This window comes from Dactylosporangium sp. McL0621, from assembly GCF_049995355.1.
In the GTDB taxonomy this organism is placed as follows: Bacteria; Actinomycetota; Actinomycetes; order Mycobacteriales; family Micromonosporaceae; genus Dactylosporangium.
Genome location: NZ_CP188259.1, coordinates 12,321,252 through 12,337,775 on the forward strand (window position 1 = coordinate 12,321,252; position 16,524 = coordinate 12,337,775).

The window sequence follows — 16,524 nt, forward strand, 5'->3', positions numbered from 1 at the left end:
CACGCACTACCCACCGTCGCGGACTGCTCGCCGTTGGGGCGGCCGAGTGCTCTGCGCGTTGGGGCTCTCAGATGCCCAAGCGCGCGGCTACCGTTGCGGCGGCCGGGTGGCCCAGGCGCTCGTAGATTGCGTGGGCTCGTCGCCACAGGCCTATTGCCGGGGCGCCGTCCAAGGCGTCGCCGAGGCGGGTTGCGGTGTCCGCCTCGTCCAGGCGGTCGCCCAGCTCCGTGTAGCGGTCCAGGGCGGCGCGCAGGCGTTCCAGGGAGCGTTCGCGTTCGCCCAGGGCGGCGTGTACGCGGCCGAGATGGGCCAGGGCCGCGGCCACCTCGTGCGGGTCGTCCAGCTCGCGGTGCAGGGCCAGGGCCGCCTCGCCGTGGGCCACCGCCTCCGCGGCTCGGCCCGCCTGGGCGTAGTGCCACGCGGCGGCGGCGTGGGCCGTTGCCTGGCCGTGGTGGTCGCCGGCTCGGCGGAAGAGGGCGAGGGCCAGCTCGTCGTGGACGATCGCCTCCGCGAAGCGGGCCATCGACTCCAGGAGCGCGGCCAGGTCCTGGCGGCAGTGGGCGGCCGCGGCCGGGTCGCCCTGGGCGTGGAAGCAGTCGGCGGCCTCGCGCAGGCGGCGCAGGGCGGCCTCGTGCTGGCCGGTTCGGAGGTACGCCGCGGACTGGGCGCGCTGGGCCCGGGCCAGCAGTGCCGGGGCGCCCAGGTGTTCGGCCGCGCGGATGGCGATCTCCTGGGCGGCGATGCGGTCGTCCCAGCGGCCCGTGGCGTCCAGGTGGCCGTCTACGGCGTCGGCGATGCGCCAGGCGTCGCGGTACCGGCGGCGGCGCATGGCCAGGCCCAGCACGGCGAACGAGGAGCCGTGTCCGACGATCCGGTCCTCGAGGGCCTCGCGCTCGGCGTCGGGGGTGCGGGCGGCCGCGTGCTCGCGCAGCAGTGCGTGCATCGCGTAGCGGCCGGGCCGGACCTCGGTGATCAGTTGCGTGCGCGCGAGCTCGGTCAAAGAGTCCACGGTGGACTTTCCGTCCAGGATCACGGCCGCGTCGATGGTGGAGAGGTCCTGGGCCGGGTGGGCGCCGAAGCCGCGGAAGAGGTGCTGGGCGGCGGGGGTCAGCAGGTCGTACGACCAGGAGAACGCCGTCGCCTCGCCCAGCGCGTCCGCCACCGTGGACAGGCGCAGGTCCGGATGCAGGGCCACGCGCGCGGACACGACCGCCAGCGCCATGGGCGAGCGGCCGCACGCGGTGATGATGTGGTCCACGGCTTCGGGCTCGGCCGCGACCCGCTCGGCGCCCATTCGAGCCGCCAGCATGGCCCGGGCCTCGGTGCGGTCGATCGGGCCCAGCACAACAGCGGCCAAACCATCAGCAGGGACGAGGCGATCCGGCGCCACGAAGGCCGAACCGTCAGCGGGGACGGCGCGATCCGGCGCCACAAAAGCCGAACCGTCCGCCGAGACCGAGCCGTGCACGGGGACCGCACGATCCGGCACGATCGAGGCGAGCACGTTCCCCGACAGCGCCACGAGCGCCGGGTCGGGCGCGGCCGCCGCCGGGTCGAGCGCGGCCGCCGCCGGGTCGAGCGCGGCCGCCGCCGGGTCGAGCGCGGCCGCCGCCGGGTCGAGCGCGGCCGCCGCCGGGTCGAGCGCGGCCGCCGCCGGGTCGAGCGCGGCCGCCGCCGGGTCGAGCGCGGCCGCCGCCGGGTCGAGCGCGGCCGCCGCCGGGTCGAGCGCGGCCGCCGCCGGGTCGAGCGCGGCCGCCGCCGGGTCGAGCGCGGCCGCCGCCGGGTCGAGCGCGGCCGCCGCCGGGTCGAGCGCGGCCGCCGCCGGGTCGAGCGCGGCCGCCGCCGGGTCGAGCGCGGCCGCCGCATCGTCGGCGAGTGGCCGCAGATCTCCGCGGCCCGTTATCAGCGCGACGCTGTCCCCCGCCGCCGGCAGCAGCGGTCGCACCTGGGCGGCGTCCGCGGCGTCGTCCAGGACCAGGAGCACGCCGCGGCGGGCGGTCAAGGTGCGGAACAGGCCGGTGCGGGCGGCCACGCCGAGCGGAAGGTCCGCCGGTGCCACGCCCAGCGCGTCCAGCAGGATGCGCAGCGCCTCGGCCGCGGACAGCGGCGTGCCCGAGCCGCGCAGGTCGAGGAAGACGGCGCCGCCGGGGAAGCGGTCGGCGATTCGGTGTCCATAGTGGACGGCCAGTGCGGTCTTGCCCACGCCCGCGGGACCGCCGATGAAGACGGCCCGGGCGCCGGGCAGGAGGGTGTCCAGGCGGGCGACGGCGCCGGCCCGGCCGGCGAAACCGGGTGGGGCCGGTGGGAGGCGGCGCGGGCGCGCCACGAACGGGAGCTGGGCACGGTGGTCCGAGAGGCTCTCGATGCGCGTGCGCGCGGAGGCGAAGGCGAAGCACTCGGCCGGCGAGGCGCCCAGCAGGCGGAGCAGCGCGTCGAGGCGCTCGGCCGGCGGCAGCGTGTGGCCGTCGAAGTACGCGCCGATGGCGGCGTGCGGCCAGCCCGTGCGCGCGGCGAGCTCGCCGAAGGTCAACGGGGACGAGCGGACCCGCCGCGCCTGCCGTCGCCGCAGGTCGCGCAGGAGTCCGGAGAGCTCGTCCAGGGTGGAGACACCCGATGGATCTACCACGCCCGGAAGCCTGCCACAGCGGTACAACTTCGGCTTGACAAAACGGCGATGCCCCGCCCTGCGATGACGCAGAGCGGGGCATCGACCAACGCAGCGTCAGGCGCAGAGCGCCTCGAGGTCCTTGCCGGCGGCGTCGATGTCGGTCGTCAGCTTGTCCATGTCGTTCAGCGTGTTGATCTTCGCCAGGTAGTCCGGCGAGCCGAACAGCTTGATGCCGTCCGCGCCCTTGTCCAGCGCGGCCTGCAGCTTCGGGTCCGCGGCCTCGGCCTTGAGGGCGCGCAGCTGCTCCGCGAGCGCGTCGGCGAGCTGCTTGGCCTTGGCCGCCGCGGCGGTCTCGGCCTGCTTGTTCTTGGACTGCTTGGCCGCGATCATGATGCCGATCTGCTCACCGATGGGCTTCACGTTGTCCTCGGTGATGATCTTCTCGGCCTTACCGCAGACCGCCTTGGTGTTCGCCTTGACGTCGACCGTGGGAGTCGGCGAGGCGGACGTGGCCGCGGGGGTCGCGCCGGTGGAGGACGAGGCCGACGTGTTGTTGTCGGTGCTGTCGCCGCAGGCCGCGGCGGTGCCGACGAGTGCGGCGAGGATTGCCACGGTCAAAAGCCGTCGCATTGTGGGGATCTCCTCAATGTGTGGGAAGCGTCACGCTCAGGCGTCACTTTGCGGGGCATTCCGGGCTCCCGGCAGCGAGCGGACGCCGGATCGTAGCAGTCAAATGCGTCGCTGCACTGTCTTACATCCGCTCCGGCGCGTCGATGCCGAGCAGGTCAAGGCCGGTCCGGAGGGTACGGGCGGTCAGCGCGCACAGCGCCAGACGGCTCGCGCGCACCGGTTCGGGCGCCGGCAGTACCGGGCACTGCTCGAAGAACGCGCTGAAGCGCACCGCCACCGCGTGCAGGTGCGCGGTGAGGCGGTGGAACTCGAGCGTCTCCCCCGCCCGGGCCACGACGCCGGGGAACTCGAGCAGTTCCATCGCCAGCGCATGTTCCGCCGGATGGGTGACGGCGAACGGGCCCTCCACGCCGCCCACGTCACCCTTGCGGAAGATCGAGCACACCCGGACGTGCGCGTACTGCAGGTATGGCGCCGTGTCGCCCGTCGCCGCCAGCATGCGGTCGTAGTCGAACGTGTAGTCCTTGATGCGGTCGCTGGACAGATCCGCGTACTTCAGCGCGCCGATGCCGATCGCGGGATCGTCGGCCCGGGCAACGGCCCCGTCGAGCAGCTCTGTGAGCTTGATCGCACCGCCGGCCCGACTGCGCAGCATCTTACCGTCGGTGCCGAGGACCGAACCGAACGCGATGTGCGAGGCGTGCACCGGAGGGGCCAGCCAGCCCGCGGCGCGCGCGACGGCGAAGACCATCTCGAGGTGCCGGCGCTGCGGGGCGCCGACGACGTACAGCAGCCGGGTCGCCTTGAGCTCGTCGATGCGGTACCGCAGCGCCGCCAGATCGGTCGCGGCGTACCCGTAGCCGCCGTCCCGCTTGCGCACGATGAGCGGGGTCGTGGAGCCGTCCGGGAACGCGCACAGCGCCCCGTCACTCTCGCGCAGCAGGCCCAGCGCGGAAAGGTCGTCGACGACGCCGTCGAGCGCGGCGTTGTAGCTGCTCTCCCCGGCGAAGTCGGCCGCCTGCAGGCGTACGCCGAGGCGGTCGTAGACGCTCATGAGGTACCGCTGCGAAGAGTCAATCATCGAGTGCCACAGCGCGATCGTGTCGGGGTCGCCGGCCTGCAGCCGCACGACCCGCCGGCGCGAGCGCTCCTGGAAGTCGGGGTCCGTCTCGAACTTGCGCCGCGCGGCGGCGTAGAAGGAGCTGAGGTCGAACGTCGCGCCGTCGACGTGGTGCTCGACGAGCATGCCGAAGTTGGTACCCCAGTCGCCGAGGTGGTTCTGGCGGATGACGGTGTGGCCGAGGTACTCCAGGACCCGCACCACCGCGTCGCCGATGACGGTCGAGCGTAGGTGCCCGACGTGCATCTCCTTGGCGGCGTTCGGCCCCGAGTAGTCCACGACGACCACCTCGGGCTCCACTGTGGACACCCCGAGCCGCGGGTCGGCCGCGGCCGCGGCGAGCCAACCGTCCAGCGCGGCGTCGGCGAGCGTGAGGTTGACGAAGCCGGGGCCGACCACGCGCACGTCGGAGCACAGGTCGCCCAGGTCGGCGGCCTCGGCCACGGCCGCCGCGACCGCCCGCGCGTCGGGCCGGCCGAGGGCCCCGTCGGCCTGGAAATCGGCGTGGCGGGACCGGCGCAGCACGGGGTCGACGGTCGATCCGGTCACGGTCTCGAACGCGGCCGCGAGCCTGTCCCGCAGCACCTTGCCGATGTCAGCCATGCCTTCAAAGGCTAGCGACGCTCCGATTGCCGCGCCCCTGAATAACGCCGGCGCCGGCGGGCGCCCAGAGGAAGACCATCGCGGCGACCTCGGCGACCAGGGAGAGCGCCTGGAGCGCGACGATGGGCGCGGCGTACCCGGGCATCTGCGCGATCACGCCGGGCAGCGTGACGTGCGCGATGATCTGGATGGCGAGCACGACGGTGAGGATGCGGCGCGCCTTGGGCCGGCCGCTGCGCAGCTTGTACGCCCGCAGGGGCAGCAGCACGGCGAGCACGAGGTGCGGCACGACCGCCCCGACGCCGGCGGACCCGAGCGCCACGAGCGTCACCCCGATCGCGACCACGTGCAACGCGGCGATGGCGAGGACGGCGGCGAGGGTGCGGTTCACGTTCTTCTCGGTCATGCCGATGAAGTTATGGGCGGGAAGGATTCGGTACTTCTGCCCGCCGTCACCACCGGACCGTGACCGATGTCATGGCACCGCCTGTTAGGTTCGGCGCGTGACGTTCCACGCGAACACCGAGACCTTCGCCGGGCGGCCCGTGGTCGCGGTGGCGCAGGGCGAGCCACTCCCCGACGTCGATGGGCCGGCCGCCTGGCGGTTCGAGTTCTGGGAAGAGGACTCCGACGACAGCGAAGGCCCGAACCCGGCCTTCAACGCGGCCTTCGACGAGCTGCTCGACGGGGTCGACACGGCGGCGGTACACGCGCTGGTGCTCGGCCCGTGGGGGTACGCCGCGTTCGCCGACGCGCCGATCGTCAAGCTCTGCGAGGTCGCGCACCGGCTGCCGAACCTCGAGGCGCTGTTCCTCGGCGACATCACCGGCGACGAGTGCGAGGTCTCCTGGATCCGCCAGGGAGACCTGAACCCGCTGCTGGAGGCGTACCCGAAGCTGCGCGTCCTGCGCGTGCGCGGTTCCGAGAACCTCAAGCTGGCCCCGCTGCACCACCCGCGCCTGGAGGAGCTCGCGTTCGAGTCCGGCGGCCTGCCCGCCGAGGTCGTCACCGCGGTGCTCGACAGCGACCTGCCCAAGCTCGAGCACCTGGAGCTCTGGCTCGGCGTGCGCAACTACGGCGGCGACGTCACCGTGCGGCACCTGGAGCCGCTGCTGGCCGGGGGCCGGTTCCCGGCGCTGCGCCGCCTGGGGCTGCGCAACGCCGAGATCGCCGACCGGATCGCGGCCGCGGTGGCCGGTGCCCCGCTCGTCGGCCGGCTCGAGGAGCTGGACCTCTCCATGGGCGTGCTGGACGACGAGGGGGCCGAGGCGCTGCTGGCCGGGCAGCCGCTCACGCACCTGCGCCGGCTCAGCCTGCGCCGCAACTACCTGTCCGCGGAGTTCGCGGCGCGGGTCGTGGCGGAGCTGCCGGGCGTGGACGTCGACGTGGCCGACCAGCAGACGGAGGAGCGCTGGGGGCGGTACACGGCGGTGTCCGAGTAGGCCGCTCAGCCCCAGTTCTGGGGCGCCTGGGTACGGGTCGCGGCGTTGATCCGGTTGAAGAAGTTGGTCGTCGCGATCCACAGCACGATCGCGCCCAGCTCCTCGTCCTTGAAGTGCTCCGCGGCCGCGTTCCAGATCTTGTCCGGTACCGCATCCCCCTTGTCGGCGAGGCGGGTGGCGGCCTCGGCCAGCTCCAGGGCGGCGCGCTCGGCCTCGGTGAAGTACGGCGTCTCGCGCCAGGCCGCGACCGAGAAGAGGCGCTCGTCGGTCTCACCCGCCTTGCGCATGGCGCGCGCCCCCGAGTCCACGCACGGGCTGCAGCCGTTGATCTGGCTGGCCCGCAGGTGTACGAGCTCCAGCGTGCTCTGCGGCACGCCGGCCGAGTGGGCCGCCTTGTAGAGCAGGTTGATGGCCTTGGCCACGTCCGGGTTCACGGCGGAAGTGTCGATTCGAGCCGGCATCGTCGTCTCCTGTCACATCGGAACGGTTTGGTTCGTCGCTGGTATGACGCCCCACCGACGGGGCATGTGACATATGTGGCGTAGGCCACAAAAGGGGTGCACATGACGAGCGACGATGCGCTGGCGCGGCGGTTCGAGGACCTGCGGCCGCGGCTGCGGGCGGTCGCGCACCGCATGCTCGGCTCGGCCGGCGAGGCCGACGACGCGGTGCAGGAGGCCTGGCTGCGGCTCAACCGCACGGACCCGGGCGAGCTCGACAACCTCGGGGCCTGGCTGACCACGGTGGTCGGGCGGATCTGCCTCGACATGCTGCGGGCCCGCGCCAACCGGCGGGAGGACCCGTTGCCGGTCGCCGAGCCGCCGGCCGCCGGGGTGGACCCCGAGCAGGAGGCGATGCTGGCCGACTCGGTCGGGCTGGCGCTGCTCGTGGTGCTGGAGACGCTGAGCCCGACCGAGCGGCTGGCGTTCGTACTGCACGACATGTTCGCGGTCTCGTTCGACGACATCGCGGTCGTGGTCGGCCGCAGCCCGGCGGCCGCCCGCCAGCTGGCCAGCCGCGCCCGGCGCCGCGTGCAGACCGGCGGCGGCACGGCGAGCGAGGGCGACGTGCAGCGGCGCCGCGAGATCGTGGGCGCGTTCCTCAAGGCATCCCGCGACGGCGACCTCGGCGGCCTCCTGACGCTGCTCGACCCCGACGTCGTCATGCGCGCCGACGAGACCGCGGCCCGGATGGGCGGCCACGGCGAGACCCGCGGCGCCGAGGTCGTCGCGGCCTTCTTCAACGGCCGCGCGACGGGCGCGCGCCTGGCCGACTTCTCCGGCCTGCCGGGCGCACTGGTCGCCCCGCCCGGCCGCCCACGGGTCGCGCTGCTGTTCACCGTGGTGGGTGGCCGCATCACCGCCATCGAGGCCGTGGCCGAGCCCGAAGACCTCGGCGAGCTGGAGATGACGCTGCTCTAGACTCGCCCGGATGGAGGACGTCAACGAAATCTTCGCCGACTTCGCCGCCTTGTTCACGGGCCACCTCGACGACCCCTCGGGCGACGACATCGTGCACCCGGACCGCCTCGACCGTAAGGCGCTGGACGGCTCGCTGGACAGTCTGACGGTCGTCGACACCTACCTGGAGTACCTCCACGAGCACCGCCCCGAACGCATGGGCCAGGACTGGTCGCGCACCGTGCTGCGCGCGGGCGCCTACGTCGGCGAGGCCATCCGCATGGCGGCCGAACGCACCTACGACTGGATCGACTACGACGTTTTCACCGCGGAGTACCCCGACATCCGGCGCCTGCTCGGCGACCGCGGCCTGCCCGTGGCGTCGGTGCTGTCCACCGGCGACGGCGGGTTCACGCTGCCGCTGAACAAGGTGATCAAGTACATCGCGAACGGCTCCGAGGACAGCGTGTGGTTCTACGCCGTGGCCGAGTGCCAGTCCTCGGCGTCTAAGGCTTGACGCCCCACGCGGAGATCATGGGCGAGGTCGCACGTCGAGCACGCCCGCGTCGAGGTTGGCGAGGTGCTCGTCGATCTCCGCCGTGGTGGCCAGATCCGCGTCCACGAGCCGGCCGCGGATCTGCTCCACCGTGGCGCGCTCGAGCCGGGCGCACGCGGGGCCGGTGACCGGGAAGTACGCGTCCGCGGCGACCCCGGTCAGGCCGGCCTCACGCAGGAGCCGGGGCAGGGTCCGCCCGTACGCGAGGTCGACCGCGCGACCGGCCATCAGGGTGCGGAAGTCGCGCTTGAGCTTGTTGGCCAGCCGTTGCGGCGGCCCGGACTCGTCCAGGCACGCCAGCGGCTGCAGCGCCGGGTCGGCCTCCTCGACGAGCAGCCGGCCGCCGGGGCGCAGGGCCGCGACCATTGCCGCGAGGGCCTGGGCGCGGTTGGGCACGTGCACGAGGAGAAGCCGCGCGTGTACCAGATCGAAGTCCTCGCCCGGCGGGGGCTCGGCGCCCACATCGTGCCGCCGCACCTCGTAGCCCGCCCCGGCCGGCAGCCAGGCGACGTCGAGGTCGGTGGCGAGCACGTGCCCGCCGGGCCCGACGCGCGTGGCGAGCCCGGCCGGGACCGTCGGCCCGCCCGCGCCGACCTCCCAGCACCGCATCCCGGGCCCGATCCCGAGCGCGTCGATGTGCCGAAAGGTCGACGGGTCGAAGAGCTCGGCGAGCGCCCCGAAGCGGGCGCCGGCCTCGGGTTGGGCGTTGTCGAGAAGGTACCGGGCCATGCCGCCACGGTATCGCCGATGCGACGGTCCGGTCAGTTCTGCTGCTGCGTGGGCCGGACCAGCATCTCGTTGACGGCGACGTGCCGGGGCCGGGTCACGATGTAGGCGATGGTGTCGGCGATGTCGGGCGCCTGGAGCCGCTCGACGCCCTCGAACCGCTGCTTGATCGCCTCGCGGACCTCCGGCCGGTTGTGCCCGGCCAGCTCCGTGGCGACGGCGCCGGGCTCGACGAGCGAGATGCGCACGTACCGCCCGGTGACCTCCTGGCGCAGCGCCTCGCTGAACGCCCCGACCGCGTGCTTGGTGGCGTTGTAGACGCCGCTGCCGTTGCGCGCGACACGCCCCGCGACGGAGCTGACGTTGACCATGTCGGCGACGCGGCGCGGCTCCTCCCCGGCCGCGCGCAGCAGGTGCGGCAGGGCGGCGTGGGCGCAGTACAGCAGCCCCATGACGTTGATCGAGACCATCCGCTCCCACTCGTCCACCGGCGCGTCGACCACGGGCCCGAGCAGCATCACCCCGGCGTTGTTCACGAGCGTGTCGAGCCGCCCGAACTCCTCCACGGTGCGGCGCACGGCCGCCTCGGCCTGCTCCCGCTCGGTGATGTCGGCCTCGATGACGAACGCCCGCCCGCCGTCGCCGTCGATCCGCTTGGCGAGCTCGGCGAGCCGGTCCCCGCGCCGGGCCGCGAGCGCGACGGCGGCCCCGCGTTCGGCCAGCGCGAGCGCGGCGGCCTCGCCGATCCCGCTGGAGGCCCCGGTGACGAGCGCAACTGTTCCGTCCAAAGTTCCCATACCGCGAAGCTACCCATTCGGGCCGGCATCAGGCCGGCCGATGTCCGGCCCCGGACGCCGAAGGGCGCCCGGGGCCGGCGGTCTCGCTCAGTTCACGACGGAGCCCCCGAGGAACAGGGCCGCGGCCGCCGCGACCTGGGCGGCGCACAAGAGCGTGGCGAGGCCGAGGACCGGCACCGCCGAGTCCTCGGCGCCGAGCAGCGCCGGACCGATGACGGCCGAGCCGGCCACCCCGCACAGAGCGAGGACCGGCGAGACGATCCAGACGGCGAGAGGTCGTTGCATGGGCCGACCGTATGGCCGGCGGCGAGCATCGCGGCCGGTGTTGCCGCGGCCGCGGTAACCATAGGCTGTGGGCCGTGGGCGGAGCGCTCACGATGTGCACGCCCCCGGGATGTCGATACAGCGATGGGAGAGCCGGTGTCCGGCCACGAGCAGGAACTGTCAGCTTTGGAGCGGATCGACACGACGGTGGCGCACCCGGCCCGTCGGTACAACTACTGGCTCGGCGGCAAGGACAACTTCGAGGCCGACCGGCGTTCTGCCGAACAGATCGAGGCCGCGACGCCCACGATCCGGGTCGCGACGGCCGAGAACCGGCGCTTCCTGCAACGGGCCGTGCGGTACCTGACCGAGCAGGGCATCCGGCAGTTCCTCGACATCGGCACCGGCATCCCCACCGCGGACAACACGCACGAGGTCGCGCAGGCCGTCGCGCCGGACGCCCGGATCGTCTACGTCGACAACGACCCGATCGTCCTCACCCACGCCCGGGCGCTGCTGACCAGCACCCCCGAGGGGCGCACCGCCTACATCGACGCCGACCTGCGCGAACCGGGCCGGATCCTCGCCGACCCCGACCTGCGCGACACCCTGGACCTGACCCAACCGGTCGCCCTGATGCTTGTCGCGATCCTGCACTTCATCCGCGATGACGAGGACCCCAAAGGCATCATCACCACGCTCGCCAACGCGCTGCCGCCCGGCAGCTACCTGGTCGCCTCCCACGTCACCTACGAGTACATGCCCCCGGAGCAGCTCGCGCAGATGGAAGCGGCCAACCGCGACGGACGGTTCCGGGCCCGCAGTGCCGAGCAGCTCGCCGCGCTCCTCGACGGCATGGAACTCGTCGCGCCGGGCATCGTCTCGGTCGCCCAGTGGCGCGCGGACGGCGAGCCGGAGCCCCGCCCGTCCGCCGAGGACGTCTTCTGCAACGCGGCGGTCGCCCGCATCGGATGACAGCCGCAAACCGTCGTCGGGACCGGCGCTAAGCGAATGTGGCCGTGGGGCGGTGCGATTCTGCCCGAACGGTCCGCGAAAACAACCGACAGAATGCGGCGTTCCGTTTCCTGGGCGAACCGAGCGGGCCCCACCAGGCATTTCGACCTGCGATTTCCCGGCCGTGGGAAATTCTTGTGCAATCGGTCGACATTGGTCGGATTTCACGCTGTTTTAGCAGTTCAGCAGGGATGTGGCCGGTCCTGTCCGGCATTCTTGCGGCGACATCCAGGTGGTGGACGGCCACCTGGAGATAAGTATCGATGGCCGTTCATATCGCTGTTATAACCTGCCGCCGTGATTGCCCAGAAGCATGGCGCCAACCGCTGGTTGCGCATTCCGATCGTGCTTGTTCTGGCGGCCGCCGCATTGGTCGGCACCGCGGGTTCGGCGGCGGCCTCGGCCGCGCCGTGCTCCTCACCGCGCTACTACAACGGCGTGCGGCTCAGCATCACCGGTCCGGACGACCGCCGGACGATCGACCTGGCCAAGACGCCGGAGTTCGACGTCGAGGGCATCGTCGGCGGCGAGCGGAGCCGCTCCGTCGTCGCGATCGACCTCTACGGCGACGGCCAGCTCATCGGCAGCGTGGACCCCGACCGGCGCGAGCGGCACCGGTGGTGGAAGGGCGACTGGTGGCGGCGCGACGCCGACTGGGGCATCACGACGTCGGCCGCGCCCGGCGTGCACACCCTCCTGGCCTGCGCGCGCACCGCCGGCGGCACGGTCGCGGCGGCGTCGGTGCGCATCACCGTGAAGGCGCCCGCGCCCACCGCCACCGTTGTCGACCCGGACGTGCTCGTCGCCGATCAGACGCTGCTGGGCCGGATCACCGATGTCACCGCGGACGGGTTCAGCACCACCAGGCCCGACTCGCGGCTGGACGCCGGCACGATCCTCGTCGCCGGCTTGGGCCCGAAGACGCCGGACGGCCTGGCCCGGCGCATCGTGTCCGTGTCCGGCAACCGGTACAAGACCGCGCCGGCCACGCTCACCGACATGTACCTGCAGGCTTCGATCAAGCTGCCGACGCCCGTGGTACCGGCCGCCGCGAAGACGGCCCCGCCGGGCGCGGTCACGGCCAACGCCGCCGCGGCGCCCAAGGCCCTCGCGTCCGCCGGCGGCGGCTTCGCCTCGATCGGCGGGGGCGGCTGCCTGGGCGCCGCGGCGACGGTCGCGGGCGTGCCGTTCGCCGCCGCGGTCGGATGCGCGCTGGAGTACCACATGCGGGGCGGTGGCCGCGGCGACATCACCGACAAGATCGAAGTCGAAGGCTCCATCGGCGCCGACGCGAGCCTCTCGGCGACCGGCCTGCTGTACCCGATCGTCGACATCGACATCCGCACCGTCTGGAAGTTCGGCATCCTGCCGGTGCCCATTCCCGTGCGCGCCAACGTCGGGATGACCGGCTCGCTCACGGTGAACGGGTCGGCCAAGCTGTCCGGCGAGGGCACCATCAAGTACACCAAGGAGAACGTCGCCGGCGGCCCGTGGAAGATCGGGCGGTATCCGCTGCCCGGACCGCTCCCGCTGTACCTGGCCCCGGTCGTCTCGCTCGACACCGAGTTCGAGGCCGAGACCTCCCTCGACGCCGAGTTCAATGGCCAGGGCCGCATCACCGCGACCGTCTCCGGGCAGTACGACGCGAACGGCTGGCACAACACCAGCTCCACCGGCGGCGGCGGCAGCGCGACCCCGCTGGGCGAGGTGGGCAAGGGCTCGGCGAGCGTCTCGGCGTCGGTCGTGCCCCGCGTGGCGCTGCTCATCGACGGCGCCTTCGGCCCCGAGGCCTCGCTCGGCCTGGGCGTGCGCTACGAGGTCAAGTACCCGTGCCGGGGCTCGGCGAAGGTGAGCCTGATCGCGAACCCGAGCCTGCGTGGCGCCGCGGCGGTCGAGGCGCTCGACGACTTCCTCGAGAAGCTCGATCTCGGTTTGGCCGAGCCGTTCGCCTACGACGTGTACAGCGCCCAGCGGGCGCCCGGCTGCAGCGACGTCGTCATCGACACCACCGGCCTGCCGGACGGCACCGTCGGCCTGGCGTACAACCTCACCGCGGCCGCGCACGACGGCCATCCCGCCTACGTGTGGGCCGCCAAGGGCCTGCCCGACGGCCTGGCCATCTCGCCCGAGGGCGTCATCTCCGGCACGCCGACCAAGGCCGGCAAGTACAAGGTGAGCCTCGGCGTCGCCGACGCGGACGGCGCGACAGGCATCCTCGACCTGGACCTGGTCGTCGCGGACCCGCTGCCGCCGCTGCCGGCCCCACCCCCGCCGCCGGGCGCCCAGCCGACCTGCAACGGCACGTGCGCCAGCTCGTACGGCGACCCGCACCTGGTGACGCCGGACCTTGCCTACTACGACTTCCAGCAGGTGGGTGAGTTCGTGGCGCTGCGCTCCGACACCGACGACATGCAGGTGCAGGTGCGCCAGCGGCCGTGGTTCCAGTCCTCGCGCACCGTGGCGGAGAACTCCGCCGTCGCGATGACGGTCGCCGGCCACCGCGTCGGCATCTACCGGACCTCCGGCGAACCGCAGATCCTCGTCGACGGCGCGGCGATCGCCCCGGCCGCGCTGCCCTACGCACTGCCGGGCGGCGGTTCGATCTCGTCCGTGCAGGGCGCCCTGGTCGTGCAGTGGCCGGACGGCTCGTTCGTGAGCGTCTTCGCGGCGGGCTACTTCCGCATCTCCGTCGGCCTCGCCACGGCCCGCCACGGGCACGTGCACGGGCTGTTCGGCAACGCTGACGGCGTCGCGGCCAACGACCTGGCGACCCGGGACGGCACGGCGATCGCCTACCCGGCCAAGCCCGCCGACCTGTACGGCCCGTTCGCGAACAGCTGGCGCGTGGCCCAGGCGGAGTCGCTCTTCGACTACGCCTCCGGCACCGACACCAACACGTTCACCGACCGCGCGTTCCCGTACGCGGTGCTCGGCACCGGCAGCCTGCCGGCGGCGACCCGCGACCAGGCGGCGGCGGTGTGTACCGCGGCCGGCGCATCGACGCAGCCGTTCCTGGACGCGTGCATCCTCGACGCGGCCCTGACCGGCGACGCGAACGCCGTCGCCGACGCGGCGGGCGCCCAGGCGTTCGTCACCGGCGGCGCACCGGTCCAGGTCAGCGCCGACTACACGGGCACGTTGCACAACACGACGTACAACATCAACTCGACCTGGCAGCTGACCGGCGTCACCGCGTCGGCCGACGGGACGATCTCCGGCCAGGCGGTCATCGCGCCGCCGCTGTACGGCAGCGGCCCCTTCACCGGCAAGGTGACCGGCACGACGGTCACGCTGCGGATCAGCACCGACCCCGGCTCGTACGTCGACTTCACCGGCACCGTCGCGGCCGACGGCACGATGAGCGGCTCCTACCGCACCAGCGGTCTGCAGCTGGGCACCTGGACACTCACGCCGAAGAAGAGCTAGCCGAGTCCACAGGGGACGGAAACGACGAGGGGCCTGAACCGCATTTCTGCAGTTCAGGCCCCTCACTATCAAGCGCGCCCGAAGGGACTCGAACCCCTAACCTTCTGATCCGTAGTCAGATGCTCTATCCGTTGAGCTACGGGCGCTCGGTGCTTGCCTAGTGTACACACCAGGTTTTGCGCGGAGGCTCCGGGATTCGAACCCGGGATGGGCTTTAAGACCCAAACCGCATTAGCAGTGCGGCGCCATAGACCGAACTAGGCGAAGCCTCCAGCAATCCCCGTCACCGGGGACCGCCGTACGAGGATACAGGCCGCCCGACTTGCCGGGCAAAGCGGGTACGCCATTAGGCGCCGCGAGCGCAGAACGGGTGCTCAGGGCGGTTCGCCATTACGCTCGTGCAGATGGGAGAGGACGCAACGCCGCCGCCGCGTCGGAAGAGCGAAGACCCGGATACGGTACCGCGGAAGATCCGGGTCCTCGGCGACACGGCGCTCCGGTTCGAGCCGCCTCCGGCGGACACGCCCGACGAGGACACGCCGAAGGCTCCGCCACGGCCGCACACCCCGGCCGCGACGACGCCGTTCGCTCCGGCGGTCCCGACCGTGGCCTCGACCCCTTTGCCGGCGACCCCTCCACGCCCGCCTGCGCCGGAGCCGGCCCCCGAACCCCCGGCGCAGAAGGCCGCTCCGGCCAAGGTCACGCCACCCAAGGTCACGCCGCCCAAGGTCACATCGCCCAAGGCCGCTCCGCCCAAGGCCGCTCCGCAGGCCACACCGGCGAAGGCCGCTCCGCCCAAGGCCACACCTGCGAAGGTCGCGTCGGCCAAGGCCACACCGGCGAAGAAGGCCCCAGCGAAGAAGGCCGCCCCGGCCCCGGTCGAGGTCGCGCAGACGGCCCCCGCCAAGAAGGCGACCCCGGCCAAGAAGGCGACCCCCGCGAAGAAGGCCGCGAAAAAGGCGACCAAGGCAGCGACCCCAGAACCCGCCAAGAAGACCGCCGCCAAAAAAGCCGCAGTGACAAAGGCCACTCCCCCGGCGGCCCTCAAAGAGCCCCAACCCCCGGTGATCGTCGAGTCGCCCTCCGTGGAGCCGGCCCCGACCACTTCAGTTGGTGAACAAACTCACGATTCCCCCACCCTGATCCCGGCCTACCTCCCCGAAACTCTGGCCCTCGCCGCCGTCGACCACCTCGGCGCGGGCGCCCGCCAGCGCGTCGCCTGGTACCGGTTCACCTACCCCGACGCGAACGGCGACGCCCTGTCACGGGCCATCACGCACGAGTTCGTCCGCCGCGCCCGCCGTCAGGGCTTCGCCGCCGGCCTGGTCGGCCCGGCCGGCCTGGTGGTCGAGGCGGCCGGCGTCGCCTGGCTGCAGGCCAAGCTGGTGCTCCACCTCGCCGCCGCCTACGGGCACGACCCCGAGGACCGCCGCCGTGCCGCCGAGCTCCTGGTGCTGCAGCGGGTCCACGGCACCGTCGAGACCGCCGAGGAAGCGGTGCGGGCGGCCGAGCGGCGGGACCCCGGGCGCGCCACCGCCCCGCTGGCCCGGATGGTCGGCGCCGGCCTGCTGCGTGCGGCCGCGGCCCGGCTCGTGCGGCGGTTCGTCCCGGGCGCGGGCATGGTCGTGGGCTCCGTCACGGCGGCGCGCAGCACGGAACGTCTGGCGGCGCGTGCGGTGCGGTACTACCGCGGGTTCAAACCCTGAGAACACCCTGAACCCGGGCTGGCGCGCCCGGGGTAGAACTGGGGTGTACGGGAGCGAGGAGTGCCGTCGTGGACAGCAACCGGAAACGAACCGGCAACGTCTTGGTCACTGTGGAAGCCAATACGGCGCCGGGCAGGGGACGCCAACGTGAACTGGGCTTATGTATAGTCTCGCCCTGTGTCGCTCCCCTCTGGCGCTATCGAATCTGACGCCGCCGACGTGAACGATATTG

14 protein-coding genes and 2 tRNA genes are annotated in these 16,524 nt (G+C 72.8%); 6 read left to right on the plus strand and 10 right to left on the minus strand.

The window, feature by feature from the left end:
* Nucleotides 1–67 precede the first annotated feature (67 nt).
* The 4 genes from ACPPVO_RS58500 to ACPPVO_RS58515 form a co-directional block, all read right to left on the minus strand.
* Entirely contained in the window at nucleotides 68–2,626 is a 2,559-nt protein-coding gene (locus tag ACPPVO_RS58500) for a hypothetical protein (protein ID WP_426508487.1), read from the minus strand.
* Between the two features lie 96 nt (nucleotides 2,627–2,722).
* On the minus strand, nucleotides 2,723–3,238 hold the full coding sequence (locus ACPPVO_RS58505) for a hypothetical protein (RefSeq protein WP_426508488.1): 516 nt from the start codon (nucleotides 3,236–3,238) through the stop codon (nucleotides 2,723–2,725).
* 121 nt (nucleotides 3,239–3,359) lie between these two features.
* Nucleotides 3,360–4,961 (minus strand): arginine--tRNA ligase, encoded by a 1,602-nt coding sequence (argS, locus tag ACPPVO_RS58510; RefSeq protein ID WP_426508490.1) that lies wholly within the window; start codon nucleotides 4,959–4,961, stop codon nucleotides 3,360–3,362.
* Between the two features lie 4 nt (nucleotides 4,962–4,965).
* Entirely contained in the window at nucleotides 4,966–5,367 is a 402-nt protein-coding gene (locus ACPPVO_RS58515) for a hypothetical protein (protein ID WP_426508492.1), read from the minus strand.
* Nucleotides 5,368–5,464: 97 nt separating this feature from the next.
* Between ACPPVO_RS58515 and ACPPVO_RS58520 the strand changes: the two genes are divergently transcribed.
* Nucleotides 5,465–6,403: an STM4015 family protein gene (locus ACPPVO_RS58520; protein WP_426508494.1), complete on the plus strand. Its 939-nt coding sequence runs from the start codon at nucleotides 5,465–5,467 to the stop codon at nucleotides 6,401–6,403.
* Nucleotides 6,404–6,408: 5 nt separating this feature from the next.
* Here ACPPVO_RS58520 and ACPPVO_RS58525 read toward each other — a convergent pair whose 3' ends face one another.
* Entirely contained in the window at nucleotides 6,409–6,864 is a 456-nt protein-coding gene (locus tag ACPPVO_RS58525; RefSeq protein ID WP_360375161.1) for a carboxymuconolactone decarboxylase family protein, read from the minus strand.
* 102 nt (nucleotides 6,865–6,966) lie between these two features.
* Here ACPPVO_RS58525 and ACPPVO_RS58530 point away from each other — a divergent pair, with 102 nt between their 5' ends.
* Both ACPPVO_RS58530 and ACPPVO_RS58535 read left to right on the plus strand, forming a co-directional pair.
* Complete coding sequence (locus ACPPVO_RS58530) at nucleotides 6,967–7,824, plus strand: sigma-70 family RNA polymerase sigma factor (protein ID WP_426508496.1); 858 nt, start codon at nucleotides 6,967–6,969, stop codon at nucleotides 7,822–7,824.
* A gap of 10 nt (nucleotides 7,825–7,834) precedes the next feature.
* On the plus strand, nucleotides 7,835–8,320 hold the full coding sequence (locus tag ACPPVO_RS58535) for a hypothetical protein (RefSeq protein WP_426508498.1): 486 nt from the start codon (nucleotides 7,835–7,837) through the stop codon (nucleotides 8,318–8,320).
* A gap of 15 nt (nucleotides 8,321–8,335) precedes the next feature.
* Here the strand turns inward: ACPPVO_RS58535 and ACPPVO_RS58540 are convergent, their stop codons facing one another.
* From ACPPVO_RS58540 to ACPPVO_RS58550, 3 genes are all read right to left on the minus strand, one after another.
* Nucleotides 8,336–9,088, minus strand: coding sequence for a class I SAM-dependent methyltransferase (locus ACPPVO_RS58540; RefSeq protein ID WP_426508500.1), 753 nt, complete (start codon nucleotides 9,086–9,088; stop codon nucleotides 8,336–8,338).
* A gap of 32 nt (nucleotides 9,089–9,120) precedes the next feature.
* The gene (locus ACPPVO_RS58545; RefSeq protein WP_426508502.1) at nucleotides 9,121–9,882 is read right to left on the minus strand and encodes an SDR family NAD(P)-dependent oxidoreductase; all 762 of its coding nucleotides are present in this window, start codon (nucleotides 9,880–9,882) and stop codon (nucleotides 9,121–9,123) included.
* 87 nt (nucleotides 9,883–9,969) lie between these two features.
* Nucleotides 9,970–10,167: a hypothetical protein gene (locus ACPPVO_RS58550; protein WP_426508504.1), complete on the minus strand. Its 198-nt coding sequence runs from the start codon at nucleotides 10,165–10,167 to the stop codon at nucleotides 9,970–9,972.
* Between the two features lie 123 nt (nucleotides 10,168–10,290).
* On the opposite strand from ACPPVO_RS58550, the gene ACPPVO_RS58555 reads away from it, so the two are divergent.
* Nucleotides 10,291–11,121 carry an SAM-dependent methyltransferase gene (locus tag ACPPVO_RS58555; RefSeq protein WP_426508505.1) on the plus strand — a complete coding sequence of 277 codons (831 nt, stop codon included), beginning with the start codon at nucleotides 10,291–10,293 and terminating at the stop codon, nucleotides 11,119–11,121.
* Between the two features lie 336 nt (nucleotides 11,122–11,457).
* The gene (locus ACPPVO_RS58560) at nucleotides 11,458–14,586 is read left to right on the plus strand and encodes a VWD domain-containing protein (protein WP_426508506.1); all 3,129 of its coding nucleotides are present in this window, start codon (nucleotides 11,458–11,460) and stop codon (nucleotides 14,584–14,586) included.
* A gap of 73 nt (nucleotides 14,587–14,659) precedes the next feature.
* Here the strand turns inward: ACPPVO_RS58560 and ACPPVO_RS58565 are convergent.
* Together ACPPVO_RS58565 and ACPPVO_RS58570 are read right to left on the minus strand one after the other, a co-directional pair.
* A tRNA-Arg gene (locus ACPPVO_RS58565) sits at nucleotides 14,660–14,732 on the minus strand.
* A 35-nt stretch (nucleotides 14,733–14,767) separates the two neighbouring features.
* Nucleotides 14,768–14,858 (minus strand) — tRNA-Ser (locus ACPPVO_RS58570).
* 132 nt (nucleotides 14,859–14,990) lie between these two features.
* Between ACPPVO_RS58570 and ACPPVO_RS58575 the strand changes: the two genes are divergently transcribed.
* Entirely contained in the window at nucleotides 14,991–16,292 is a 1,302-nt protein-coding gene (locus ACPPVO_RS58575) for a hypothetical protein (RefSeq protein ID WP_426508507.1), read from the plus strand.
* The last annotated feature ends 232 nt before the right edge of the window (nucleotides 16,293–16,524 follow it).

What these genes read in the sequence shown, in the direction of transcription:
- ACPPVO_RS58505 (WP_426508488.1), bottom strand. Translation starts at nt 3,238, where the DNA reads ATGCGACGGCTTTTGACCGTGGCAATCCTCGCCGCACTCGTCGGCACC.
- argS (WP_426508490.1), bottom strand. Translation starts at nt 4,961, where the DNA reads ATGGCTGACATCGGCAAGGTGCTGCGGGACAGGCTCGCGGCCGCGTTC.
- ACPPVO_RS58515 (WP_426508492.1), bottom strand. Translation starts at nt 5,367, where the DNA reads ATGACCGAGAAGAACGTGAACCGCACCCTCGCCGCCGTCCTCGCCATC.
- ACPPVO_RS58525 (WP_360375161.1), bottom strand. Translation starts at nt 6,864, where the DNA reads ATGCCGGCTCGAATCGACACTTCCGCCGTGAACCCGGACGTGGCCAAG.
- ACPPVO_RS58530 (WP_426508496.1), top strand. Translation starts at nt 6,967, where the DNA reads ATGACGAGCGACGATGCGCTGGCGCGGCGGTTCGAGGACCTGCGGCCG.
- ACPPVO_RS58535 (WP_426508498.1), top strand. Translation starts at nt 7,835, where the DNA reads ATGGAGGACGTCAACGAAATCTTCGCCGACTTCGCCGCCTTGTTCACG.
- ACPPVO_RS58540 (WP_426508500.1), bottom strand. Translation starts at nt 9,088, where the DNA reads ATGGCCCGGTACCTTCTCGACAACGCCCAACCCGAGGCCGGCGCCCGC.
- ACPPVO_RS58545 (WP_426508502.1), bottom strand. Translation starts at nt 9,882, where the DNA reads ATGGGAACTTTGGACGGAACAGTTGCGCTCGTCACCGGGGCCTCCAGC.
- ACPPVO_RS58550 (WP_426508504.1), bottom strand. Translation starts at nt 10,167, where the DNA reads ATGCAACGACCTCTCGCCGTCTGGATCGTCTCGCCGGTCCTCGCTCTG.
- ACPPVO_RS58555 (WP_426508505.1), top strand. Translation starts at nt 10,291, where the DNA reads ATGGGAGAGCCGGTGTCCGGCCACGAGCAGGAACTGTCAGCTTTGGAG.
- ACPPVO_RS58575 (WP_426508507.1), top strand. Translation starts at nt 14,991, where the DNA reads ATGGGAGAGGACGCAACGCCGCCGCCGCGTCGGAAGAGCGAAGACCCG.